Origin of the sequence: Marinobacter sp. MIT932201 (assembly GCF_047123295.1) — a bacterium.
In the GTDB taxonomy this organism is placed as follows: Bacteria; Pseudomonadota; Gammaproteobacteria; order Pseudomonadales; family Oleiphilaceae; genus Marinobacter; species Marinobacter salsuginis.
In genome coordinates, this window is sequence record NZ_CP138917.1 from 3311865 (window position 1) to 3331882 (window position 20018).

Genomic DNA, 20018 nt, shown 5'->3' on the forward strand with positions numbered 1-20018 from the left:
GCTCCATGGCAACACCAAAACGCATCTACCTCGCCGGTCCGGAAGTGTTCTTCCCCGCCGAAGAACACCAGGCCATCGTGGCCGAGAAAAAGCGCCTTCTGCTGGAATACGGTTTGGAGGGCGTAGACCCGCTGGACACCGAACTGGCCGCCTCCGACAGCGAGTCGAAATTCAGGCTTGGCCATCGGATCTACCGGGCAAACCGAGAACTGATGGACAGCTGCGATGCCATCATCGCCAACCTCACCCCGTTCCGTGGCATCAGTGCCGACCCGGGTACGGTCTTCGAAGTCGGCTACATGATCGGACAGGGCAAGCGAGCCTTCGGATTTACCCTGGATAACCGCTACTACCGTGAACGGGCAGGCGGCACCGAGCTGGACGATCTGGGACACAGCATTGAAGACTTTGAGATGAGCGACAACCTGATGATTGAGGGCGGCATCTACAGCTCCGGTGGCCAGCTCTTCGTGGCAGACCAGCCAGGCGAGCATTCCTTCTTCTCAGCGGACCTGTTCCGTCTATGCGTGGAGGCGCTGGCGAGAACCTGAGACTATTGGTTTTGCGAAGCAAATGAGTGCGCGCATTGCTCGGCGATATCATGATACTGGCCCCGGAAATACAGCAATGGCCGGGAGGCTGTGGTTTCCTTCACATTCAACGCCCTCACTTCGCCAATCACGATCAGGTGATCCCCTGCCGCGTGTTCAGCGTGGATTTCGCAATCCAGCCAGCCCAGGCTACCGGGAATGATCGGATTGCCCAGCGGCGATGCCTGCCACTGGACGTCCTTCCATTTGTCGGCGCCCTGGCGGGCAAACAGATTGGAAATTGCTTCCTGCTCGGCGGAGAGGATATTGACGGCGAATCGACCGGCGCGGCGAATCCGCGGATAGCTGAAGGAACTGGACTTCACGCTGAATGACACCAGCGGCGGGTTCATCGACACGCTGTAGAACGACTGACACGTAAAACCAACCGGTTCGCCCTCATCGAGGGATGAAATCACCGTGATACCTGAGGCGTAGTGCCCGAGCGCTTCACGAAATCGCGCGGGTTCGATAGCGCTGCTGGTAGACGATAGGGCCATCAAATCCGCACTCATTACAGACTTCCCGTCACCGAAAGCTCGCGCCTGACAATATCAGCGCCGGCACTCAGCGCTCGCAGCTTGCCGCTGGCCACACGGCGGGACAGAGGAGTCATGCCGCAGTTGGTGCAGGGATAGAGTTTGTCGGCATCGACAAACCGGAGCGCCTTTCGGAGCGTCTCGGCCACCTCTTCCGGCGTTTCGATGGTATTGGTGGCGACATCAATCGCACCCACCATCACTTTCTTGCCCCGGATCAGCTCAATCAGCTCCATCGGCACGTGCGAATTCTGGCATTCCAGTGAAATCAGATCGATATTGGAGGTTTGCAGCCTGGGGAAAATCTCTTCGTACTGTCGCCACTCGGAGCCAAGGGTTTTCTTCCAGTCGGTGTTGGCCTTGATGCCATAGCCATAACAGATGTGCACGGCAGTCTCACAGTTAAGCCCTTCAATGGCCTTTTCCAGGGCAGCGATGCCCCAGTCATTCACCTCATCGAAGAACACGTTAAAGGCGGGTTCATCGAACTGGATGATATCCACACCGGCCGCTTGCAGCTCCCTGGCTTCCTTGTTGAGTATCTTGGCGAACTCCCAGGCCAGCTTTTCGCGGCTTTTGTAATGGGCATCGTACAGCGTGTCGATCATCGTCATGGGGCCAGGCAGTGCCCACTTGATCGGTTGATCGGTCTGCTCACGCAAGAACCGGGCGTCGTCCACAAATACAGGCTTCTGGCGACTCACAGCACCGACCACCGTGGGCACGCTGGCATCGTAGCGATCACGAATTCGAACGGTCTCGCGCCTCTCGAAATCAACGCCGTCGAGGTGTTCGATGAAGGTGGTCACGAAGTGCTGGCGCGTCTGCTCGCCATCACTGACGATATCAACGCCAGCCAGTTGCTGGTCCTGCAATGACACCCGCAAGGCGTCCTGCTTGCCCTCAACGAGTTCTTCACCCTGCAGCTTCCAGGGTGACCAGAGTGTCTCGGGCTGAGCAAGCCAGGCCGGCTTTGGCAGACTGCCGGCGGTTGAAGTAGGTAACAGTTTTTTCACGATGGGTAACCTATGGGTTCTTGATGATCAAAGCGCGTAGTCAGGCAAGTAGTTCGCGGACCACTGCTCAAGGAGGGCTCGGTAAGGTTTGATGAGACGCTCCTCAGCAAATCTTCCCTGCTCAACCGCCAGCTCGCTGCGCTCCTCGCGATCGTAAACAACGTCTGTGCGCGAGTGATCACGGTTTTTCAGATCCGGTTGATAACGCTCGCCTGCTGCAGAGTGGGCGTTGTAAATCTCCGGTCGATAGATTCGCTGAAAGGTTTCCATGGTGGCGATGGTGCTGGCCAGCTCAAGGTTGGTGTAATCGTTCAGCAGATCACCGAAGAAATAGAACGCCAGAGGTGCCACGCTTCCTGCAGGCATGAAATACCGAACCTCCAGCCCCATCTTCCGGAAATACAACTCGGTTAAGGAGGAGTCGTTGGGCTGGTATTCAACACCCAGCACAGGGTGCTGATTGCCGGTGCGGTGGTAGGTTTTGCTGTCCGAAACGCTGAGGCAGATAACCGGCGGCTTGCCGAAATTCTGCGTGTAAGCTTTTGAATGCACGAAATGCTGAAAGAGCTTTCCATGCAGATCGCCAAAATCCTCGGGCACGCTGAATCCGGATTGATGCCGGTTGTGCTCCAGCAGCCGCACACTGAAGTCATAATCGCGCAGGTAGGAGGAGAAATTATTGCCGACGACGCCTTCAATGCGCTTGCCAGTTTTGCGATCAACGATGCTCGTTTGCAGCACCTCTATCGCCGGGAAGGTGTCGCTCTGGTGTTCAACACCCACGATCATGTCAACGGAAACGATATCAAGCTGGACTGAATAGCGGTTGCCTTCGGGGTTATCCCAGTGCGCCAGAGCGTTGAAACGATCATCAATCATCGTCAACGCGTTGTGCAAATTCTCCCGGCGCTTCTCTCCCCTGGCCAGATTGGCAAAGTTGGTGGTAATGCGCGTGTTCTGCGATGGACGGTACTTTTCATCAAAACGCAGACGCTTGATGGCGAATGTGAGCTCGTTGTTCATGACGACCCGGTATCCTGATTCCTGAGATAAAACCTGAATTCATTGGCTGCCCCTCACCGTCGCCGTTCAGTCGGCTGCGGTTGAGACTGGAATCTATGCTAGGCGCATGAATCAATGAATAAAAATGATTTAATCTCATTCAACCATTAATCTGAGTCATGGATTGGTGCGAGTCAGGCTGGCCTGTATTTTTGACCTTCCAGAGAATTTAATGCTTCGCCTTGCTCACCACTTCCTGCGCTACCGGCTCACCGGTTTTACCGGCAAGAATCCGGTCGGCATTCAGTGAGGCAATGGGCACCCGGGTATCCCTGGGCACGTCGCCACTCAGCTGCAATTCAAGATAGCGCAGCGCGCAAACCCGCAGGAAGGACGTGAAATTGCCGAGGTCGTGGCCGGCATCAATGGACTCGTGGTAGAGGCGGGTGATCATCTGAGGCAGGTTCATGCCATCGCGCTCGGCCAACTCCGACAGTACCTGCCAGAAGGCATTCTCCATCCGCACGCTGGTGACCATGCCATCAATGCGCAGGGAGTGGGTTCGGCTGACCCAAAGCTCCGGATCGGCGTTGATGAAGAGCTTGCACATAACAGCCTCCCTGGACACGCTGTGGGGCCGGTAGGCCGGCCCCTGCCCTGTTACTGCTCCAGTAACTTGAAGAACTGCGCCAGCCAGGCCGGATGGGCGGGCCACGCGGGCGCTGTTACCAGATTAGCATCGGTGACGGCCTGATCAACCTCGATACCAGCGAAGGTTCCGCCGGCCAGTTCCACCTCCGGCTGGCAAGCCGGGTAAGCCGAGCATTTTCGCCCCTCCAGAACCCCTGCCGCTGCCAACAACTGGGCACCGTGGCAGATCGCCGCAACTGGCTTGTTGGTTTCAAAGAAATGGCGAACCAGCTTCTGCACATCCTTGTTCAGGCGCAGATACTCGGGGGCACGCCCGCCGGGCACCACCAGGGCGTCGTAATCAGCTGGGTTGATCCCTTCAAAGTCCGCATTCAAGGCAAACCGATGACCCGGTTTTTCAGAATAGGTCTGGTCACCCTCGAAGTCGTGGATGGCAGTGGCCACGGTATCGCCCGCCTTCTTATCGGGGCAAACGGCATGCACCGTGTGACCAACGGCCTGCAGCGCCTGGAATGGCACCATGGTTTCGTAGTCTTCGGTGAAATCACCGGTGATCATCAGAATCTTCTTCCCGCTCATGGCTTTTCCTCCGCTCACGGCTGTCTCCTTGTGTTTGTTTTGCCAGGTCCGGAAACAGTAGCAGTGGGGCTAATGGAGCGGGTATTAAGGGGTTACTACAGGTTTCGCCGTTTGTGCCCGTCGCCGAATGCGGAATGTATCCGGGCGACGAAACCTGAGCCTTTTCCCAATCACTGCCATCACATCGAGGTTTTATCCCCGTCGGACATTTCATCTTTTTTCATGGTGTCTTTGTCCATAGGGTCCTTCTTCACTCCCTCATCCATCATGCTATCGGCCTTCATTTCGTCGTGCATGGTATCGGTCTTCATTGAGTCCTTGGCCATGCCGTCATCTTTCATGTCGTCATGCATCATGGTCTCGTCCATACCCTTGCTGTCCTTATCCATGTCGTCTGCGTGGGCGGGCGCCATCAAGGCCAGGGTGGTACCAAGTGCCAAAAGAGTGGCTGTCAGGCTTTTCATTGTGCATTCTCCTTGCTGGAAACAATTTATGTTCGACACTGCCCGGCTCCTGGGTCGGAGCCGGCAGCGTCAGAATGCAGAATAGAAAGGAACGCTTACGTGGCCGTCACGGCCCGGTCAAAAGTCGGTAAAGAAGAGGTCACAAAACCTTCACGGGGAGAACCAATCCAGCACGCAAGGCGTAATGGCCTGCAGCTTTCTAACCCAACGTGGATACGGTAATACCGCGTTAACACCAACAGCCTGCAACGGAGCTTTTTAATGAACTACGAACACGCAGTTTTGGAAGTGAAAGGAGACGTTTCCATCCTGCTCTGCAACGGCTGTGGCATTAAGATCGCAGAAGGCACCAGCCACGAGGACCGCGAGCATTACTGCACCATGTGCATGAGCGGTAACTGCAAAGCGAAATTCAAAAAGGGAGATTAATCCAGACTGGCGTAGTCTGGGCGAGCATCGATGAGAGCGCCCCATATCCTCAACACGGGTTGACGAGTGGTGATCGTGACCAGAATGCAGGCGTCATCAACGCATGCAGACAGGAAGAGGATGATCACTTTTTAAAGCTCCAGTTATCGTATATGATAACCAGATGGAAGAGGAGCACCCATGGATTGGGATATAGAATTCTACAGGAACGTGGACAAAGAGTTCTCCGAGATGCCCCCAAAGAGCGGTTGAAGGAGGTCAGGAAATCATGAATTTCAAAAAGTTTAAGCAGAAAGCACTTAAAAATCCTGAAGTCCGTCGGGAATACGACTTTCTTGAAGACGAATTCAGCCTGATCGATCAACTGATTACGATGAGAACTAAGGCTGGCCTAACCCAAGAAGAGGTTGCCAAGAAACTCGGAACCAACAAGAGCAACATCTCCAGGCTTGAGCGCGGCCGAAGCAACCCGAGCTGGGAAACACTCAACAACTATGCTGCTGCCTGTGGTTTTCGGGTGAAGCTAGAGGCTGTTGAAAACGGTCCGGTTTCGCCATAAATGGTCCGCAATCGTAAACAAATAATCTACAATCCCCAGATTCTTTATTGTTTCTCAGAATCCTTCAAAGGCGAACCGGACCGGTAAGGCACCTTCCCCGCAGGCGTATATCGGGCCGCCGGCTCCAGATGCACATCCTGATCATCGAAAAAAATGTGCGCCTTGAACGCCTTGATGATCTTGGATTTATCCAGGCCACCCAGGAAAAAAATCTCATCCACATATACGCCCCAATGGCGCAGGGTTTTGATCACGCGCATCTCGGCCGGGCTGTTTCTTGCGGTGATAATGGCCACACGAACCGGTGAAAAGTCGACCTTGTGGGGCAGCCGGTCCTGCAAGCGCGAGAGCTTCCGAAGCAGCGTTGCGTAGGGGCCATCGTTCAGGGGATTGTCCTGTTCTCTGTCCTCCGCCGAATGGAATCCTTTCAGGCCCTCGGCCTTGTATACAATTTCACTCTCATCGCTGAACAGCACCGCATCGCCATCAAAGGCTATCCGTACCTGGCCATCTGGGATCGCTTCCATGTTGGCGGGCGGCTCTTTTACCAAAGCCACAGCACAGCTGTCGCTATCAATGACTCGCTGGGCGTCTTTGGTGTTGGTGGTCAGGAAGAGGTCGACATCGTAGGCATCCAGATAGTCCACCACCGACTCACCTCCGGTGAACGCAGAGCGGGTGATATTCAGACCGTATTCACGGATATTGTGAAACACCCGCACTCCGGTTTCCGGGCTGTTGCGAGACATTACCACCACTTCCACCAATGGGGTTTTGTCGCCGGACTGGAACTGGTTCAGGGAGAGAAGCGCCTTAACCAGGTAGAACCCGGTGCCGGGCTTCAGCGATTCAGACTCACGAGCGGCCATGTAATCACGGTACTCCTCGATGGCCTCTTCTCGATTGGATTCGAACTTACGCCGGAATACTGCATCCGCTTCGCTCAAATCAAACAGCGCAGTTGCTGTGATGCCAACCACCAGAGTATCCGACAAATCATAGGCCATAAGCAGTCCTCTCAAACCGGCAATTCGTTAATCTCGCCCACTACACCGTCTTCACTCACTTGTAACCTCCTCAATCGGTCGTCGCAACGAGCGCGGCATCTGCGCGCCATGGCCAATCCGTACTACCAGGTCTGGCCGCCGGTCGCCAATGCCAATGGCGCGGGCGAATTCCGGGCGCAGTGCCGCCACTTCCACAGGCTGATTGATAAACGCCGTGCGCAAATCCAGGGCGGTGGCCTGAAGCGCCAGGCGCTGGTAACACCGACACACCTTCACCCTCGCCGGCACTCTGAAGCAACTCCAGCTCTTCGGGGGTAAGGGGCACACCGTCATACTCTGAGCGGATGCACTGGCGCAGGGGAATTGCCTCGAACAGCGCAGACCGCTCGGCCTCGGCTTCTTCAAAGTCGACCACCAACCCGGATTTGGATGCATCGAATCGGCAGTCCCCCTTCAGCCCGGCCGCCCGCGCTGCCAGCAGCAGATTCTCCGTCGCGCACCCAAGGCTGGCGTAAAGATGGTGATCATCAGGATCGACGGCGGGACAGCGCCTCGACAGATCCGGAAGCACCTGTATCTGGTTGGGTTCGAGCTTGAATATCCAGGGCTGAGTGTTGTGACTGGAGGCCGCCAGAGTGGCATAGCGCACTAGCTCCCTGTAAACGTGTGGAGAGCTGCCGAGCTTACTATGGCGCCAGGTTTCGCTGACCATTTCCGTATAGTTCATAGTGCCTCCAGGCTCCGAAAATACACCTGTCGAGATTCCCGCCGCGTTATCGATATCTTCTGATTAACGTGTTCAGCTCTGATTGAAATTCAGGGTTCTGCGTGACCGCGTCAACCTCATTGATCACATCCATCGCGGAGGGGTGCAGCCGCGAAACACCAATGTGGAAGGTGATCCGGGAGTTCGGAATGAAATGAACCTGGCGAACTCTCAGCTTCTCCGAATAGCCGAGTTGTTGAGCGATGTATCGGGCGTCTTCGGCGGGCTGCACCATGAAATCGCCCGCCTCCCGCAGCATGAGAAGATGCATCATCGCTTTTATGTCCCGGCCCGGCTCGCGTTCCAGATAGCCGGGAATATTGTCCTCTTCCCATCGGGAGCCCCTCTCGACGATCACCGTCAGACTGGACAAATCAGCAAAGCTGGTAGCCGATTCGATCAGGTCACTGTTGGGGTTGTCTGCCGAGTAAACCAGATGACCGAAGTCCTGCGTGAAGAGTGGCTTGTCTGAAAAGACGGCGTATTCCTTTCGCTCCTCCGACGGATAGGTAAGAAGGCCATCGGCAAGGCCGAGTTGCACGTTGTACTGTGCCCTGGCCCAGGGCAGCACAACATGTTCCGTGGTGTAGCCGGGAATAAAACTGAAGGTGAGCTGTACTAAATCCGGAAATAGCCCGACGGCCCTGTCATCGAGCGAGGAGCTATAAGGCGGTGATTTGTCGCCGAACGCGAATGTCAGATTGCTACTTGCTTGCGAGACACCAGGCAAAGCAAGGAAAACAATCATAACCACGCCGCAAAGCGCCGCCGACGTTCTTTCCATACGATGCTTTTTCGCCAAGGTTACCTCTGGGGACATCTGTGCCTCTTACTAGGGATCCATATAGACACCCGGTCGATATCATTGCCCCATTCTATGTCGTTCAATCCTCGGGGGAATAGACCTGTCCCGATTTTCTCTCATTCAAGAGCTGATAGGGTTTCAATCAACACGCATCTCGCGCATTCGCATTGGCATGGCGTCTATGCGGCGGAAGATAGCATCAAGATCGAGGCTCACCTCGCGGCTTTTGATACCGCCGTCCTTGCCGATCAACAAGACCCTCCCATCAGAACGCCCCCCGTCAAGCAGGGTTTTGATATCGCTCTCAAGGCTGTTCGAAAGAGACTGTTGATTTGAAACCACCTCGGAACCAGTGTTCACAAACCAGACAACATCACGATCATCGACCCCGGCCCGAGCACTCCTGAGCATCTCGATCTCGCCGGCATTCTCATCTGAGGCTTGCACAAGAATGAGTCGGTTTTTCCACTGATAGTCGCTCAAACTGTTCATGTCAGCTCCGTGAGTGGTCAGTGTGATGAGCAAAAGCATCAACGCCAGAAAGGTGCGTTTTTTGGTGACGGAAAAATTGAAGCTCATTTTCCTGCTCCCTTTGCGGCTCTCAGAAGAGAGATACGAGAGTTTGTGCTCAGTTGGTCATTCGAACTGCCTTAGTGGAACGTGAAAACAGTTCCGGTCACTTGCCGACAAACAGCAGCCTCTGTATCTTCAGCTTCGTTGCCCAGGAAGGGCCCTGTTTACAAGGAGTGAAAACGATGGAATCTGACCAACGCGAACACATATCTACAGTAATCAATTATTTTTGGGGCGAAGGGACAACCTCGCCGGAATCCGTGAATCAAGGTATGGCTGCCATCGCCTACGAGGCGCTAGAAGAAGCACAAAGTTGCTCCGCCGCTATGGATTTCGTGCCCCGTCCCATCTCAGGCCGCCCAGGAGGCAAGTACGTCATTAAGCAAGTCGCGAAGATTGGAAAGCGGATTGCCTCAGGCGACACTCAGATTTACGAAACCTGCCGACAGCGAGTCGCAGTAAACTTTCGCAACAAAATGGAATTAGCAAAACAAGGATTGTGATATGAAAAGATCCACCCTGCTGGCCGCTTTGGTTTTCGCCTCGCTCTCTGCCTGCGCTCAAACTGACCAATACATCACCGCCGCCTATGCTGGTATGAAATTCCAGGTGCCCGAGTCTCCTGTTATCGTTGGCTCACTGGGCATGAACAACGACATACTGCTTATCAAATATTCCGAAACCAGCGGTAAGCGTTATATCAGTTTTGCCACCGAAAACAGCCTCGATACTGGGGGCTGCGGATGGACGGACTTCTTCGAAGCAACACTGTCGAATGCGCCCAACCACAGCTGTTCACAGGCCAGCGTGGCATCCTTCAGACACGTGTTCGTAGAGGGTACAGACACGGGCAGCTGGAAAATCGAGGGCGACGCATATTATTACTTCCTGTCTGATTCAGACTCCTCGTTCGTCTTCTTTGAGTCCAACAATGGAAACTTGATCAAACTGGAATCTGACTTTCTCGATTCTCATGGTTTTCGAAGAGTGCTTGGGGACATTTAGACCGGCTTTCTGCCCTAAAGGCGCTCAATTGCCTTCAGCAGGGAGCTGAAGGCTTTCGAGAAACTACGCTCAGCCATCCGATCCATCATCCTTCCAATCAAGGGCGCCTTCAAAGAACCCTCGGAAATCCAGATCACACGTGTCTGTTCACCTTCGGGCTTCAAAAAAATCTCCCCCTTCGTGTGCTGAACGCGAAACGGGCTGGATTTCTCGATGCGATAGTCCATACGGTTTGGCCTCTCAAACCGCGTAATTCGTTCAGTCAGTTCAAGCTTGCCGGCGCCGATCACCCGGAGCGCACCGGTGCCATTTTTTTCGTCTTTTCCCTCTTCAACCAGCAAAGACTTGCTCACCCCAGGGAACCGATCGTAACGAGCATGGTCAGCGATGGCCTCAAAGACCGTGTCGATATCCATCCCAAGCACGCGCTCGACGTGAATGCGAAACATAGTTACTCCTCAAAAATGCGCTGACCAGAACGATACGCATACGATTCCTCAAAAGAATGGGTTTTCTTCCATTTTTTGATACCTTCGTGAAAATCGAAAGGCGGAGCTGATTCGCCTCTGTGAACGAGCGAGCACCGATGTCTGAACCATCCCTACTTCAAACCCTGCTGGACACCCTGCCCCAATGTGGCCGCGTGGAATGGATTGGCATCCGACCTGCCCGCGGCGAACCCGTGGAGGCACGCGACAGCGTGGCGGTAACGATTGGCAAGGGCCTGGAGGGCGACCGATTCAAGGGTCGAGAAACCAGCAAACGACAGGTAACCCTGATCCAGCAAGAACACCTGCATGCCATTGCCTCGTGTCTGCAACGCGAGGCCATCGCACCCGAGGTTTTCCGGCGCAACATCGTCGTCTCTGGCCTGAACCTGCTGGCCCTGAAGGGCAAACAGTTCCGAATTGGCAATGTGGTGTTGGAATATACCGGCCTTTGCCATCCCTGCAGCAAGATGGAGACTGCGCTTGGGCCCGGCGGCTACAACGCCATGCGCGGGCACGGCGGAATTACGACGCGGGTGGTTGAAGCGGGTAGCATTGCCCTTGGGGACGATGTCCAGGCCTGTCTGTGAAATAGCTATTCAGAAGAGTACGAGGTCATCGTTTCACAGACCTTCAGCAACCTATAGTGACGACATCCAAGCCCGATCAAGTTCCTGCGGCCTGCTCCACAGCGGCGTCTATTGTCTCGATGGCCTGCCGGAGGACCCGTTCGGACTCCCCATGCTTGCCCTCCTTGTGAAGCGACTCGCCCTTCGCACGGAGTTTCGCAACTTCAGCCTTTGTGCTTGCGTCCAGATCCGCCGACTCCATCTGAGAGTCGACCTCCTTCATTAACGTGGGGCACTGGCCACTGAGAGCCGGTGCGGAAAAAAGCAGCGTTACGAGTAAAACCAGAAGATAGCGCATGATTGTTCTCCCTTCTTTGCACCCATCCTCTTAACAGCATAGTCGGTCCACAGAAAAGCAGGAAGCAATCCTGAGAGTAGCCTATTTCGCCGGCAATTCCTTGATGTAAACGTCTTGCTGTGGAAACGGGATGGTGATGCCTTCCTGCTTGAATCGGCGCCAGATCGCCAGGTTGATGTCCGAGCTTACGCTTCCGAAACCTGCTTGCGGGTCTGCAACCCAGACCCGGGCCTCCAGATGAATGCCGTGGTCGCCGAACATTGTTAACCGGCATACCGGCTCCGGATCCGCAATCACTCGCGGGTGCTCGCGGGCGATATCAAGAATAATGGCCATCGCACGCTCCACGTCATCACTGTAGCTCACCGACACCGGGATCTTCAGGCGCACATTGGGATCTGAATAAGACCAGTTGATCACCTCAGTGGTAATCAGGTTTTCGTTGGGAATGAGCGTATCCACACCATCGCGGTTGCGAACCACCACGTAACGGGCATGCAGCGCGACCACCCAGCCGAACTTCTCTCCAATGCTGATCACATCACCGGGGCGAATCGAGCGGTCGAACACAAGAATAAACCCGCTGATGAAATTGCTGGCGATACGCTGCAGGCCGAAGCCAAGCCCAACACCCAGAGCACCGCCAAACACTGCGAGCGCCGTAAGATCTATGCCGACGAGATTCAGAACAGACAGAGCCGCGACAGTGATCAGCACCAGCTTGGCGACTTTGGAGAAACCCACGGCCGCACCGGCACTCAGATACGGCAACTGGGTCAGTCGCCGATCGATAATACCCGAGAGCCAAATGGCAACCACCAACACCAGGCCCATCAGCAGGATTAGCTTGACGATCGCCAACAGGGAAATGCGCAGCTCACCCACGGAGAAGGCCAGGCTATCCATGGCCTCAAGCAACCCGGGGAGCAAGCCCACGAGATGCAGGCCCACCACCAGCCAGATGAGGGTACTGATGACATTCTCCGAAGCCTTGACCAGGGGGCCGCTTCGCATGCCCTTGCGCAACATATACACCAGGGTGCGGATCAGGGCGAACGAGATCAGCAGCGGGACCGCCAGATCCAGGGCCCAGTAGGCCTGGTTAAGCGCGGCAAGCAACACGCGCCCCAGCAGAACCAACACCAGCATCGAGACTGGAAAGGCAAGGCGCTGGAGGGCACGTTGCGTCAGGTGGCGCACGCCCTGGGAGTCCGCAGCGGTGCGCCGGGCAACAAGGCGATGCAGATAGAACGCAGCCGTCGCCGCAAGCACCAGAACTGCTGCCTGCGGAAGAACATCCAGCAAACTTATTTCCTGTATGGCAACCAGCAAATCGTGCCAGCTTTCCACCATCGCCAACTCCCTGGTAACGAGAACTCAGAGACCAGCCGCCTTTGGCAGCGTTCAGCCTCTCCTCAGTATAGGCCCCCAACAATAAATCTGTTCCGGTCTTCGAACGCCTTCCATGATTGGGATAATCACCCCACCGCGTATAAACTCTCCTTCGGTAACCTGAAAGCCGGCAAGGAGGCGACTGCTCCACCGGCCCTACGGGGAATTCAAAGGGCCATCAGGTGACATTGGCAATGAATGAGACTACCGAAGATAAAACAGCGTCAGCGCCGCCACCTCAAAAGAAAGGCTTCAGTGGCTTGCACGTCTTTGGCATTGTACTGCTCACCATCGTTGCCACCGTAGGCGTGGGTTACTGGTGGCTCAGCCACTATGTCTTTCCCGATAATTTCGAGCCGGTAACCCTGAATGCCAGTGAACAGAATTCACTCAACAGCAAGCTGAATACCCTGGGCATTGATACCCAAGGCGGTGGATCTGGCGGCCCCTTAAAACCGGAGCCCTACAGTGAGGAAGGCGCTAGCCGTGAAGTTCGCTTCAGCGAGCGGGAACTCAACGGTATGCTGGCCAATAACACCGATCTGGCGCAAAGACTGGCCGTGGATCTTTCAGACAATCTTCTGAGCGCCCGGCTTCTCGTACCTCTTGAGGAGGACTTCCCTGTACTCGGTGGCCGAACCCTGCGAGTGAATGCCGGCGTAGAGCTCTCCTTTGCCAACGGTCGCCCCCTCGTGAAGTTAAAGGGTGTCAGCCTGATGGGCGTCCCCATCCCGAATGCCTGGCTGGGCAACCTCAAGAATGTGGACCTGGTTAACGAGTTTGGCGCTAATCCGGGGTTCTGGCAGTCCTTTGCGGCAGGGGTGGACTATATCCAGGTCGAAGATGGGCAGTTGCTTGTTCGGCTCAAGGAATAGTTGAGCAGGTTTAATCGCTGTTGCGCATCGGCATGCCTTCGATACGGCCGAAAACAGCATAAAGGTCGAGACATAACCTTATGGGAAAACAGGAGCCTCCAATGACGTTTGATTTCCACGACCGGCGCGTCATCGTCGCTGGCGGCAGCAAGGGAATTGGTCGGGCAATCGCGTTGGGGTTTGCCCGAGCCGGGGCCAGCGTGTCTGTGTGCGCCCGCGGGCAGGCGTCCCTGGACGCACTGGCAGTAGAAGTGGCAGACGAGGGGCTCTCGGCTCTGCATGTGGCACCCTGCGACATCGGCGACAAGGCCGCGCTGGAAACCTACCTGCAGACAGCCATAGGCGAATTGGGCGGCCTGGACGTGCTGGTCAATTGCGCCTCGGCGTTCGGGCGGGAGGACAACGAAGAAGGCTGGCTGAGCAGTGTTGAAGTGGATCTGATGGGCACGGTTCGCGCCAGCCATATCTGCCTGCCAGCGCTTAAGCAAACCGGGGGCACGATCATCAATATTGCCTCCATCGCCGCCCTGCACGCCTCGACACGCACCGCCCCCTACGCCGCCATCAAGGCCGCGGTCGCCCACTACACCGGCAGCCTTGCTGCGACCATGGCGCCGTATAAAGTGCGCGTTAATGGCATTGCCCCTGGCTCGATCGAATTTCCGGGCGGCGTGTGGGATCAGGCCCGGCAGAACAATCCAGAGCTCTACCAGCGTATTCGCGGAGGGATTCCCTTCGGGCGCCTGGGCACGCCAGAGGAAGTCGCCGACGTGGCGTTATTCCTGGCCTCCGATCTGGCCCGGTGGATAACAGGCCAGACGTTGGTGGTGGACGGCGGCCAGGTTCTGTCCTGAGCCGCCCTACCGTGATCGGCAGCGTAAAACGCCGGGGGCCGGCACCACCCGGATTGAAGTAAAGCACATCGCCAACCCACTCATTGCGTGGTTTGTGGAAATGGCCGGCGATCACCACTCGATAACGTCCCTTCGGAGCGATGGCCTCCAGTGCCTTCAGAACCTCATCCCGCCCCACGTCACCGGCATGCAGGATCAGGTCCGAGCCCTCCAGAGCGGGACGCATCTTGCTGTGGGTGTCTGCGTTACCCCTATTTGCATGTTTATGCCCAGATCAAGCCGCGCGCCCAGATCCATTATCTTCACCAGCCTGCAAAGTCCAGGTCATACCCAGAGCGCGCCCGGCTTTGACAAGCGTTGTGATGGTTACACCAGTGTCCTTCTCATCAAGAAGGCGGTTAACCACTGTTCGGCTGGTATGCATTTTCTGGGCAAGCTGAGACTTGTTCACACCGGTGTGCCCCATAGCCTGTTTGATCTGCCAGACAATTACCCGCTTGAGCGCCTCAGCCTCTACTTGCTCAAGTGAACCGTCAGCTTCAAGCAGATCATCGAGAGCGCTGCCAACGTGTTTGTGCTGTGTCATTTTCTTGCTCCCATTCAGACAAGATTTTTCTTTCGATCTCTCGCCTTTGCCAACTCTTGATCCGGCGTTCTCTGAGTCTTTTTGATAAAGCCGTTCAGCAACACCATATCGCCGCGGAACATCGTGAATATGACTCGTGCAATCCGACCGTTCGAGAGATCGCTGCGGACCTCCCACAGATCTGAGTTAGCCTTCCCAGAGAAGCCCCTAACCAAGGGCATGCCCAGTGGCCATCCATATTCCACCGATTTCAGATCAGTTCCGATCACTGAACGATCCTCTTTATCAAGCGTCAGCAACCAGTCCTTGACCGGCTCTCGACCACTGTCGCTTCTATAAAAAACGACGTTAACCGTTTTCCTTGCCATACAACTCCTCTCCTTGGAGCAAACTAAGTGTACCCATTTAGGTACACCCACGCCATACCTCTATTAACTCATCAACTTCCGCGCAAAATAGCTCGACCACTCATACAACTCAGGTTTATCCACCATCCCTGCTTTAATAGGATTGAGCTCCACATAGCGACAACAAGCCAGCAGGTAGGCATCAGTATCAATCGGGCCAATCTTGTAGCGCCCTTCCCAGAGCGAACCACTGCGTTTCTAGAGGGCGTTCACAAAACGTGTCTGACGACCAGCCAGGCGCTTCATCAATTGAGGAATTGCGGTCACATTGTCGTTTGCCTGCACGACCAGATGAACATGGTTCGTCATCAAGCAGTAGCTGAACGCCTCCCATGATTGGGATAATCATCCACGCCGCATAAACTCTCCTTCGGTAACCTGAAAGCCGGCTAGGAGGCGAGTGCGCCTCGGCCTTCGGAGGCTCAATCTCACCTCGAACTAACTTGTTCGTATGTGCAATTCTGGCTTGCGTGTTTGCGCATTCCCTGTGTTCAGGAGAGCACCTTAAAGTGTTGTGGTGAAAAGCCGCGATAAGCACAAAGCCACAAAGATCATCTTATGTATTACACATCACTGCCTGAGTTAAAAAGAATTGAAAGGCGCAACCAGGCGGCTCGCCGGGATGCCTTCATCCGGCTCTTCAGATCGTTGAGAAAAGGAAGAAAATGATGCTCGAAACCCTGTTAGTAATGAATTTCATCTGGTTTGGGCTGGGGTTTCATGCCTTTTCGCTGCGCAGCCGAGTGTTCGCAAAAATGATGGTTCCGAAGGATTACCGTGATACACCCGCGTTCGAGATTCTAGTTGCGTCCGGACGCTTTCTAGGGGGATTCAACCTCGCCTTTGCACTTCTGTGCTTTCTTCTGGTCTGGAACCTTAACCTTTTCCCGGCGGACGCCCAGCGCGGCCTGCTTTTGTTGGTCATAGCAGTGGCCCATGGAACTCAATTCGCGTTTAACGTGCCCATAGCGCTCCAGAATCGCCACGGGGGTGGTGCCTGGAAGGTTACCGGCAAGATGCTGTTCATCTTCCTGGTCGATCTGATAATGACACTTCTGAATCTAATGGCAGCAATACTCTTGCTTCTCTGATCAACTACTCAGGTGCTAACCAGGTCTAGTACCATTAACCGGAGGAAATCCAGGACACAAAGGCTCTGACCTTTTCGGTTCTGAACTTGGCCTCCGGGGCAACAAGGTAATAGTGATACTCCGCAGGCATAGAGAAATTGATCGGCCGGATCAAGAGCCCGGCCTCCAGCATATCGGCGACCAGAGTGTAGCGGACCAAGGAAATGCCACGCCCTGCAAGTACCGCTTCCACCTGGGCAGTCGCCTCATTTACAACGAGTTTGATAGCGGTGTCGGGAATATCAATGCCCAAGGCCTTCTGAAACTCGGTCCAGGAGCCCTGCATATCAATAGATTCATCAACTAGCCAGGGCAATCCTGCAAGGTCAGAAATCTCGATTTTGCGGTCCCCAACAAGTGCCTCGTGGCAAACCACAACGAGCGATTCTTCCATTAATAATCGGGACTCCAGCCCGGGATAATTTCCCTTCCCGAAACGAACCGCCAAATCAACACCGTCGCCTTGAAAATCCACCAGGCTGAAGCTGGGCATAATACTGAGCTTTATCTGAGGGTATTTTTCCTGAAACCGACTGATTCTGGGCATCAACCAGCGGTTCGCAAACGAGGGCAACGTCGACACTTTCAGATTTGTCGGATCAGAGTTCGGAGCAAAAGTGGCAATACCCCGTTCAATCTCCTGAAAGCCCGTTTCGATGAATCCCGACAAACGACTTCCTTCAGGGGTCAACTTCACCTCCCGAGTCAGCCTCACAAACAGCTTAATTCCGAGGAACTCTTCAAGCCCGCGAATGTGTGAGCTGACCGCCGCATTGGAAATGTTCATTGCTTCAGCCGCAGCTTTGAAGCTGAGGTCTCTGGCCGCATACCGGAAAGCCTGTAGAGCCCGGAGGGGAGGGAGCGCCTGCATACTCACAACCTATGGTTAAGCCTAACTTAATCGTATGTCAGTTTAACCCGTTTGTCCGGCGGCAGTCCAAACGAAACAATAAGCCTGAACTTTACAGTACAGGAGAACCACAATGTCAGCCGCTTCCTCCTCTGCTCACGCAGCCAATTACGTGCACAGCAGTAATATAGTTGAGAGCAGCCTGATTCATAAAATCAGCCGATGGCATGTGAACTGGAGAACTCGTCGACAACTTGCCCGCCTGCCTGACTTCATGCTGCAAGACATCGGCATCTCCAGAATCGATGCCGAACAGGAATCCCGGAAGCCTTTCTGGACTGAGTAACACCAACATCGCTGCCGATGTGGGCACTGAAATTTTAAAGGACGTTATTCAGAAAAAGGGGCGAGGGTCATGGGCAAACACAGGAATCATGATGAGAAGGACTCATCCGCGCGATCGTCGGAAGGACAGAATCCAACACGCTCAATAAACCGTGCCGATCGACTCAAAACACGCCTTGTGGTTCTTTGGAAGACATTTCGAAGCAGACGAAAAGCCACAGATGAGCTTCGCTCTCTCCCAGACCACATACGAAGAGACATTGGCCTGTAGCCTCAGAATTGATTATTGCGGGCAATCTCAATGCGGCGATTATGGTCAGGGCGTTATTCCAAGCGGGTAGTTGACTCAAATTCAAAAAGTGCTGCGGCTAACCGAAGCCCAGGACTAGGGGGCGGCGTACGCGCAGAGCCAACTCTCTCGCTTGACTCAAGCGGCTACGCGGGCAAAGACTGGAACATAGATGAACGCTGGTCGTTCAATGACTGCGTCGTTTCCACCTTTAGCCACGGCGACGTCCTGCTCAATGGCACTTTCCGGTACGTTGATACTCTCACCGGCGAAACGGCGACCAGCGAAAGCTGGAAGGGGTATGAAAGCTATAACATCACCGGTGAGCTTAAAAACAGCGGCGAACCGTTGACCGTAAAAGGTCGCAGCGACTGGGATCAACTATTCCGCTGGGAAAACGACTCGGCAAGCGGCCGTTTTGTTGACACCACCGAAGCCTTCGAGCTGAAAGTCGGCAACCATTACATCGCTCTCACCAATACCGAGACGCGCCTGGAAGGCACGGAGTCTAACCTTGAATACTCAATGGCTGGCACGCTTATCGGCTCTGCAATTCAAGGACATGTTCAGGTATCGACCCCCACTCCGGTGAGCCTCTCTGTCAATGAAGCCTGTCCAACCAGGGGCATCATACGTGTTGCCAGTGATGGATCTGCGGAAGTTCGATATGGCAGCAGTGCGGCTGGCACAGCAGGCGCCGTAGCTTTATGGATAGATGGCCAGATTGTTGAGAGCCATGCCGACTGCAACACCGTTGGCTTTGTACCGATCCTTTGATCAGTGGCGGCGAGGACTATGCTCCTCGCCATCCATTATCACATCCAAATTATGGCATGCGCCCGGTTCTCTCCAACCGCTCACTCACCCATTTGTGATACAGCTTCGCCAGCGCTGGCCGAATCACCGGCAAACCAATCAGCCAGGCAAGCGGTTTCAGCAGCCAGACCCGCGACATCAACAGGATATAGGCATCCAGTTCCCGGTGGATGTTGCCCTGGCCATCCTCCACATGGAGCTCCTGAAGAGCGGCTTGCGGGTCTATACCACGTTCCTTCAACGCCTCGTCACGGCCGGTGATATCCACCCACTCTACCGATTCGCCGGTCCTACCCGCGAGCCGCTCATAGAGCCTGCGATCCTTGACGCAGCTCGGGCAGGCGCCATCGTAAAACACGCGAAGCTGATTGCCTGGTGCCGTCATCGCCCTCTCCCTTGTTTGCATCGCATTCATCTAACTACACGATAAAACAATGTGTGGCTCCCGTTAACCGTTGGGAACCCAATGCATGACCCGCGAGAGGTTGTACCATCGCTCTGAAGTTCCAGGGGCGTTTCGATCATTGTCTGGCTCGCATGCTTGAAGGCCGAGAGCCTCAGGATAGTTCATTGCTTCAGGATCAAACCGGCAGTTCAATAATCTCACCAACCACTTCGTCTTCAGTCACCTGCAACCGCCCTACCGTGATCGGCAGCGTAAAACGCCGGGGCCCGGCGCCACCGGGATTGAAATAAAGAACATCGCCAATCCATTCATTACGGGGTTTGTGGGAATGGCCGGCGATCACCACGCGGTAACGGCCCTGCGGATCGAATTCGAGCGTTTTGACGTCGTGAAGCATGTAGAAGGCATGGCCGCGGAATTCCAGATCCTGAACATCAGGGAGCGTCGCTGCACGGTCCGCCGTATCGATGTTGCCACGAATCGCAACCAAAGGAGCGATGGCCTCCAGTGCTTCCAGAACCTCATGCCGCCCCACATCACCGGCATGCAGGATCACATCGGAGCCTTCCAGAGCCTTAAGGGCTTCGGGACGCATTTTGCTATGGGTGTCTGCGATTACCCCGATTTGCATGTTTACGCCTCGTTCAGCCTCTCAGTCGACCTACCTG

General features: G+C 55.0%; 29 protein-coding genes and 2 pseudogenes. 11 read left to right on the top strand and 20 right to left on the bottom strand.

Annotated elements, in window-relative coordinates; genetic code table 11:
- Positions 1 to 5: 5 nt before the first annotated feature.
- The gene (locus SIC15_RS15225; protein ID WP_412536351.1) at positions 6 to 551 is read left to right on the top strand and encodes a nucleoside 2-deoxyribosyltransferase; all 546 of its coding nucleotides are present in this window, start codon (positions 6 to 8) and stop codon (positions 549 to 551) included.
- 2 nt (positions 552 to 553) lie between these two features.
- Here the strand turns inward: SIC15_RS15225 and SIC15_RS15230 are convergent, their stop codons facing one another.
- The 6 genes from SIC15_RS15230 to SIC15_RS15255 all read right to left on the bottom strand — a co-directional run bounded on the left by SIC15_RS15230 (position 554) and on the right by SIC15_RS15255 (position 4841).
- Positions 554 to 1090, bottom strand: a complete 537-nt coding sequence (locus tag SIC15_RS15230) for a flavin reductase family protein (protein ID WP_412537626.1) — start codon at positions 1088 to 1090, stop codon at positions 554 to 556.
- 14 nt (positions 1091 to 1104) lie between these two features.
- A complete protein-coding gene (locus tag SIC15_RS15235) occupies positions 1105 to 2145 on the bottom strand; it encodes a methionine synthase (RefSeq protein WP_412536352.1) in 1041 nt (346 codons plus the stop codon).
- 27 nt (positions 2146 to 2172) lie between these two features.
- Positions 2173 to 3168, bottom strand: a complete 996-nt coding sequence (locus SIC15_RS15240) for a DUF1852 domain-containing protein (RefSeq protein WP_412536353.1) — start codon at positions 3166 to 3168, stop codon at positions 2173 to 2175.
- Positions 3169 to 3376: 208 nt separating this feature from the next.
- The gene (locus tag SIC15_RS15245; RefSeq protein ID WP_153633847.1) at positions 3377 to 3757 is read right to left on the bottom strand and encodes a ribbon-helix-helix domain-containing protein; all 381 of its coding nucleotides are present in this window, start codon (positions 3755 to 3757) and stop codon (positions 3377 to 3379) included.
- Positions 3758 to 3807: 50 nt separating this feature from the next.
- Positions 3808 to 4377 (bottom strand): DJ-1/PfpI family protein, encoded by a 570-nt coding sequence (locus SIC15_RS15250; protein WP_153633848.1) that lies wholly within the window; start codon positions 4375 to 4377, stop codon positions 3808 to 3810.
- Positions 4378 to 4556: 179 nt separating this feature from the next.
- A complete protein-coding gene (locus SIC15_RS15255; protein ID WP_412536354.1) occupies positions 4557 to 4841 on the bottom strand; it encodes a hypothetical protein in 285 nt (94 codons plus the stop codon).
- 261 nt (positions 4842 to 5102) lie between these two features.
- Here SIC15_RS15255 and SIC15_RS15260 point away from each other — a divergent pair, with 261 nt between their 5' ends.
- Both SIC15_RS15260 and SIC15_RS15265 read left to right on the top strand, forming a co-directional pair.
- Entirely contained in the window at positions 5103 to 5270 is a 168-nt protein-coding gene (locus tag SIC15_RS15260; RefSeq protein WP_412536355.1) for a hypothetical protein, read from the top strand.
- Positions 5271 to 5538: 268 nt separating this feature from the next.
- Positions 5539 to 5829 (top strand): helix-turn-helix domain-containing protein, encoded by a 291-nt coding sequence (locus SIC15_RS15265; RefSeq protein WP_412536356.1) that lies wholly within the window; start codon positions 5539 to 5541, stop codon positions 5827 to 5829.
- Positions 5830 to 5873: 44 nt separating this feature from the next.
- Here the strand turns inward: SIC15_RS15265 and SIC15_RS15270 are convergent, their stop codons facing one another.
- The 4 genes from SIC15_RS15270 to SIC15_RS15285 all read right to left on the bottom strand — a co-directional run bounded on the left by SIC15_RS15270 (position 5874) and on the right by SIC15_RS15285 (position 8986).
- Positions 5874 to 6836: a 5'-nucleotidase gene (locus SIC15_RS15270; RefSeq protein ID WP_412536357.1), complete on the bottom strand. Its 963-nt coding sequence runs from the start codon at positions 6834 to 6836 to the stop codon at positions 5874 to 5876.
- A gap of 70 nt (positions 6837 to 6906) precedes the next feature.
- A complete protein-coding gene (locus SIC15_RS15275; RefSeq protein WP_412536358.1) occupies positions 6907 to 7563 on the bottom strand; it encodes a hypothetical protein in 657 nt (218 codons plus the stop codon).
- A gap of 46 nt (positions 7564 to 7609) precedes the next feature.
- A complete protein-coding gene (locus tag SIC15_RS15280; RefSeq protein WP_412536359.1) occupies positions 7610 to 8422 on the bottom strand; it encodes a substrate-binding periplasmic protein in 813 nt (270 codons plus the stop codon).
- Between the two features lie 123 nt (positions 8423 to 8545).
- Positions 8546 to 8986: a DUF4174 domain-containing protein gene (locus SIC15_RS15285; RefSeq protein WP_412536360.1), complete on the bottom strand. Its 441-nt coding sequence runs from the start codon at positions 8984 to 8986 to the stop codon at positions 8546 to 8548.
- A gap of 176 nt (positions 8987 to 9162) precedes the next feature.
- Between SIC15_RS15285 and SIC15_RS15290 the strand changes: the two genes are divergently transcribed.
- A complete protein-coding gene (locus SIC15_RS15290) occupies positions 9163 to 9483 on the top strand; it encodes a hypothetical protein (protein WP_412536361.1) in 321 nt (106 codons plus the stop codon).
- Position 9484: 1 nt separating this feature from the next.
- On the top strand, positions 9485 to 9985 hold the full coding sequence (locus SIC15_RS15295) for a hypothetical protein (protein ID WP_412536362.1): 501 nt from the start codon (positions 9485 to 9487) through the stop codon (positions 9983 to 9985).
- Between the two features lie 14 nt (positions 9986 to 9999).
- Here the strand turns inward: SIC15_RS15295 and SIC15_RS15300 are convergent, their stop codons facing one another.
- Positions 10000 to 10434, bottom strand: coding sequence for an SRPBCC family protein (locus tag SIC15_RS15300; protein ID WP_412536363.1), 435 nt, complete (start codon positions 10432 to 10434; stop codon positions 10000 to 10002).
- A 137-nt stretch (positions 10435 to 10571) separates the two neighbouring features.
- On the opposite strand from SIC15_RS15300, the gene SIC15_RS15305 reads away from it, so the two are divergent.
- Positions 10572 to 11063: an MOSC domain-containing protein gene (locus tag SIC15_RS15305; RefSeq protein WP_349342599.1), complete on the top strand. Its 492-nt coding sequence runs from the start codon at positions 10572 to 10574 to the stop codon at positions 11061 to 11063.
- A gap of 76 nt (positions 11064 to 11139) precedes the next feature.
- Here the strand turns inward: SIC15_RS15305 and SIC15_RS15310 are convergent, their stop codons facing one another.
- Positions 11140 to 11400: a hypothetical protein gene (locus SIC15_RS15310; RefSeq protein ID WP_222465213.1), complete on the bottom strand. Its 261-nt coding sequence runs from the start codon at positions 11398 to 11400 to the stop codon at positions 11140 to 11142.
- Between the two features lie 81 nt (positions 11401 to 11481).
- Positions 11482 to 12753, bottom strand: a complete 1272-nt coding sequence (locus tag SIC15_RS15315) for a mechanosensitive ion channel family protein (RefSeq protein WP_412536364.1) — start codon at positions 12751 to 12753, stop codon at positions 11482 to 11484.
- 233 nt (positions 12754 to 12986) lie between these two features.
- Here SIC15_RS15315 and SIC15_RS15320 point away from each other — a divergent pair, with 233 nt between their 5' ends.
- Both SIC15_RS15320 and SIC15_RS15325 read left to right on the top strand, forming a co-directional pair.
- Positions 12987 to 13667, top strand: a complete 681-nt coding sequence (locus SIC15_RS15320; RefSeq protein WP_412536365.1) for an arginine N-succinyltransferase — start codon at positions 12987 to 12989, stop codon at positions 13665 to 13667.
- A gap of 101 nt (positions 13668 to 13768) precedes the next feature.
- Complete coding sequence (locus SIC15_RS15325; protein WP_412536366.1) at positions 13769 to 14521, top strand: SDR family NAD(P)-dependent oxidoreductase; 753 nt, start codon at positions 13769 to 13771, stop codon at positions 14519 to 14521.
- A 49-nt stretch (positions 14522 to 14570) separates the two neighbouring features.
- On the opposite strand, the pseudogene SIC15_RS15330 reads toward SIC15_RS15325, so the two are convergent.
- From SIC15_RS15330 to SIC15_RS15345, 4 genes and pseudogenes are all read right to left on the bottom strand, one after another.
- Positions 14571 to 14747, bottom strand: a pseudogene (locus SIC15_RS15330) (YfcE family phosphodiesterase); the annotation flags it as partial.
- A gap of 48 nt (positions 14748 to 14795) precedes the next feature.
- Positions 14796 to 15107 carry a helix-turn-helix domain-containing protein gene (locus SIC15_RS15335; RefSeq protein WP_069184364.1) on the bottom strand — a complete coding sequence of 104 codons (312 nt, stop codon included), beginning with the start codon at positions 15105 to 15107 and terminating at the stop codon, positions 14796 to 14798.
- A 14-nt stretch (positions 15108 to 15121) separates the two neighbouring features.
- Complete coding sequence (locus tag SIC15_RS15340) at positions 15122 to 15475, bottom strand: type II toxin-antitoxin system RelE/ParE family toxin (RefSeq protein ID WP_412536367.1); 354 nt, start codon at positions 15473 to 15475, stop codon at positions 15122 to 15124.
- Positions 15476 to 15712: 237 nt separating this feature from the next.
- Positions 15713 to 15838, bottom strand: a pseudogene (locus tag SIC15_RS15345) (transposase); the annotation flags it as partial.
- A gap of 341 nt (positions 15839 to 16179) precedes the next feature.
- Here SIC15_RS15345 and SIC15_RS15350 point away from each other — a divergent pair.
- Positions 16180 to 16605: a hypothetical protein gene (locus SIC15_RS15350; RefSeq protein WP_412536368.1), complete on the top strand. Its 426-nt coding sequence runs from the start codon at positions 16180 to 16182 to the stop codon at positions 16603 to 16605.
- A gap of 34 nt (positions 16606 to 16639) precedes the next feature.
- On the opposite strand, the gene SIC15_RS15355 is transcribed toward SIC15_RS15350, so the two are convergent.
- Positions 16640 to 17515 (bottom strand): LysR substrate-binding domain-containing protein, encoded by an 876-nt coding sequence (locus tag SIC15_RS15355; protein WP_153633853.1) that lies wholly within the window; start codon positions 17513 to 17515, stop codon positions 16640 to 16642.
- Positions 17516 to 17627: 112 nt separating this feature from the next.
- Here SIC15_RS15355 and SIC15_RS15360 point away from each other — a divergent pair, with 112 nt between their 5' ends.
- Both SIC15_RS15360 and SIC15_RS15365 read left to right on the top strand, forming a co-directional pair.
- The gene (locus tag SIC15_RS15360) at positions 17628 to 17840 is read left to right on the top strand and encodes a DUF1127 domain-containing protein (RefSeq protein ID WP_412536369.1); all 213 of its coding nucleotides are present in this window, start codon (positions 17628 to 17630) and stop codon (positions 17838 to 17840) included.
- Positions 17841 to 18140: 300 nt separating this feature from the next.
- Positions 18141 to 18905: a hypothetical protein gene (locus SIC15_RS15365; RefSeq protein WP_412536370.1), complete on the top strand. Its 765-nt coding sequence runs from the start codon at positions 18141 to 18143 to the stop codon at positions 18903 to 18905.
- A gap of 49 nt (positions 18906 to 18954) precedes the next feature.
- On the opposite strand, the gene SIC15_RS15370 is transcribed toward SIC15_RS15365, so the two are convergent.
- Positions 18955 to 19329 carry a thiol-disulfide oxidoreductase DCC family protein gene (locus tag SIC15_RS15370; RefSeq protein WP_136630627.1) on the bottom strand — a complete coding sequence of 125 codons (375 nt, stop codon included), beginning with the start codon at positions 19327 to 19329 and terminating at the stop codon, positions 18955 to 18957.
- A 196-nt stretch (positions 19330 to 19525) separates the two neighbouring features.
- Positions 19526 to 19981 (bottom strand): metallophosphoesterase family protein, encoded by a 456-nt coding sequence (locus SIC15_RS15375; RefSeq protein ID WP_412536371.1) that lies wholly within the window; start codon positions 19979 to 19981, stop codon positions 19526 to 19528.
- Positions 19982 to 20018: the final 37 nt, after the last annotated feature.

What these genes read in the sequence shown, in the direction of transcription:
- SIC15_RS15310 (WP_222465213.1), bottom strand. Translation starts at nt 11,400, where the DNA reads ATGCGCTATCTTCTGGTTTTACTCGTAACGCTGCTTTTTTCCGCACCG.
- SIC15_RS15230 (WP_412537626.1), bottom strand. Translation starts at nt 1,090, where the DNA reads ATGGCCCTATCGTCTACCAGCAGCGCTATCGAACCCGCGCGATTTCGT.
- SIC15_RS15260 (WP_412536355.1), top strand. Translation starts at nt 5,103, where the DNA reads ATGAACTACGAACACGCAGTTTTGGAAGTGAAAGGAGACGTTTCCATC.
- SIC15_RS15350 (WP_412536368.1), top strand. Translation starts at nt 16,180, where the DNA reads ATGATGCTCGAAACCCTGTTAGTAATGAATTTCATCTGGTTTGGGCTG.
- SIC15_RS15365 (WP_412536370.1), top strand. Translation starts at nt 18,141, where the DNA reads ATGCGGCGATTATGGTCAGGGCGTTATTCCAAGCGGGTAGTTGACTCA.
- SIC15_RS15250 (WP_153633848.1), bottom strand. Translation starts at nt 4,377, where the DNA reads ATGAGCGGGAAGAAGATTCTGATGATCACCGGTGATTTCACCGAAGAC.
- SIC15_RS15340 (WP_412536367.1), bottom strand. Translation starts at nt 15,475, where the DNA reads ATGGCAAGGAAAACGGTTAACGTCGTTTTTTATAGAAGCGACAGTGGT.
- SIC15_RS15255 (WP_412536354.1), bottom strand. Translation starts at nt 4,841, where the DNA reads ATGAAAAGCCTGACAGCCACTCTTTTGGCACTTGGTACCACCCTGGCC.
- SIC15_RS15370 (WP_136630627.1), bottom strand. Translation starts at nt 19,329, where the DNA reads ATGACGGCACCAGGCAATCAGCTTCGCGTGTTTTACGATGGCGCCTGC.
- SIC15_RS15335 (WP_069184364.1), bottom strand. Translation starts at nt 15,107, where the DNA reads ATGACACAGCACAAACACGTTGGCAGCGCTCTCGATGATCTGCTTGAA.
- SIC15_RS15355 (WP_153633853.1), bottom strand. Translation starts at nt 17,515, where the DNA reads ATGCAGGCGCTCCCTCCCCTCCGGGCTCTACAGGCTTTCCGGTATGCG.
- SIC15_RS15225 (WP_412536351.1), top strand. Translation starts at nt 6, where the DNA reads ATGGCAACACCAAAACGCATCTACCTCGCCGGTCCGGAAGTGTTCTTC.
- SIC15_RS15295 (WP_412536362.1), top strand. Translation starts at nt 9,485, where the DNA reads ATGAAAAGATCCACCCTGCTGGCCGCTTTGGTTTTCGCCTCGCTCTCT.
- SIC15_RS15245 (WP_153633847.1), bottom strand. Translation starts at nt 3,757, where the DNA reads ATGTGCAAGCTCTTCATCAACGCCGATCCGGAGCTTTGGGTCAGCCGA.
- SIC15_RS15290 (WP_412536361.1), top strand. Translation starts at nt 9,163, where the DNA reads ATGGAATCTGACCAACGCGAACACATATCTACAGTAATCAATTATTTT.
- SIC15_RS15300 (WP_412536363.1), bottom strand. Translation starts at nt 10,434, where the DNA reads ATGTTTCGCATTCACGTCGAGCGCGTGCTTGGGATGGATATCGACACG.
- SIC15_RS15280 (WP_412536359.1), bottom strand. Translation starts at nt 8,422, where the DNA reads ATGTCCCCAGAGGTAACCTTGGCGAAAAAGCATCGTATGGAAAGAACG.
- SIC15_RS15375 (WP_412536371.1), bottom strand. Translation starts at nt 19,981, where the DNA reads ATGCAAATCGGGGTAATCGCAGACACCCATAGCAAAATGCGTCCCGAA.
- SIC15_RS15315 (WP_412536364.1), bottom strand. Translation starts at nt 12,753, where the DNA reads ATGGTGGAAAGCTGGCACGATTTGCTGGTTGCCATACAGGAAATAAGT.
- SIC15_RS15270 (WP_412536357.1), bottom strand. Translation starts at nt 6,836, where the DNA reads ATGGCCTATGATTTGTCGGATACTCTGGTGGTTGGCATCACAGCAACT.
- SIC15_RS15265 (WP_412536356.1), top strand. Translation starts at nt 5,539, where the DNA reads ATGAATTTCAAAAAGTTTAAGCAGAAAGCACTTAAAAATCCTGAAGTC.
- SIC15_RS15305 (WP_349342599.1), top strand. Translation starts at nt 10,572, where the DNA reads ATGTCTGAACCATCCCTACTTCAAACCCTGCTGGACACCCTGCCCCAA.
- SIC15_RS15325 (WP_412536366.1), top strand. Translation starts at nt 13,769, where the DNA reads ATGACGTTTGATTTCCACGACCGGCGCGTCATCGTCGCTGGCGGCAGC.
- SIC15_RS15320 (WP_412536365.1), top strand. Translation starts at nt 12,987, where the DNA reads ATGAATGAGACTACCGAAGATAAAACAGCGTCAGCGCCGCCACCTCAA.
- SIC15_RS15285 (WP_412536360.1), bottom strand. Translation starts at nt 8,986, where the DNA reads ATGAGCTTCAATTTTTCCGTCACCAAAAAACGCACCTTTCTGGCGTTG.
- SIC15_RS15240 (WP_412536353.1), bottom strand. Translation starts at nt 3,168, where the DNA reads ATGAACAACGAGCTCACATTCGCCATCAAGCGTCTGCGTTTTGATGAA.
- SIC15_RS15360 (WP_412536369.1), top strand. Translation starts at nt 17,628, where the DNA reads ATGTCAGCCGCTTCCTCCTCTGCTCACGCAGCCAATTACGTGCACAGC.
- SIC15_RS15275 (WP_412536358.1), bottom strand. Translation starts at nt 7,563, where the DNA reads ATGAACTATACGGAAATGGTCAGCGAAACCTGGCGCCATAGTAAGCTC.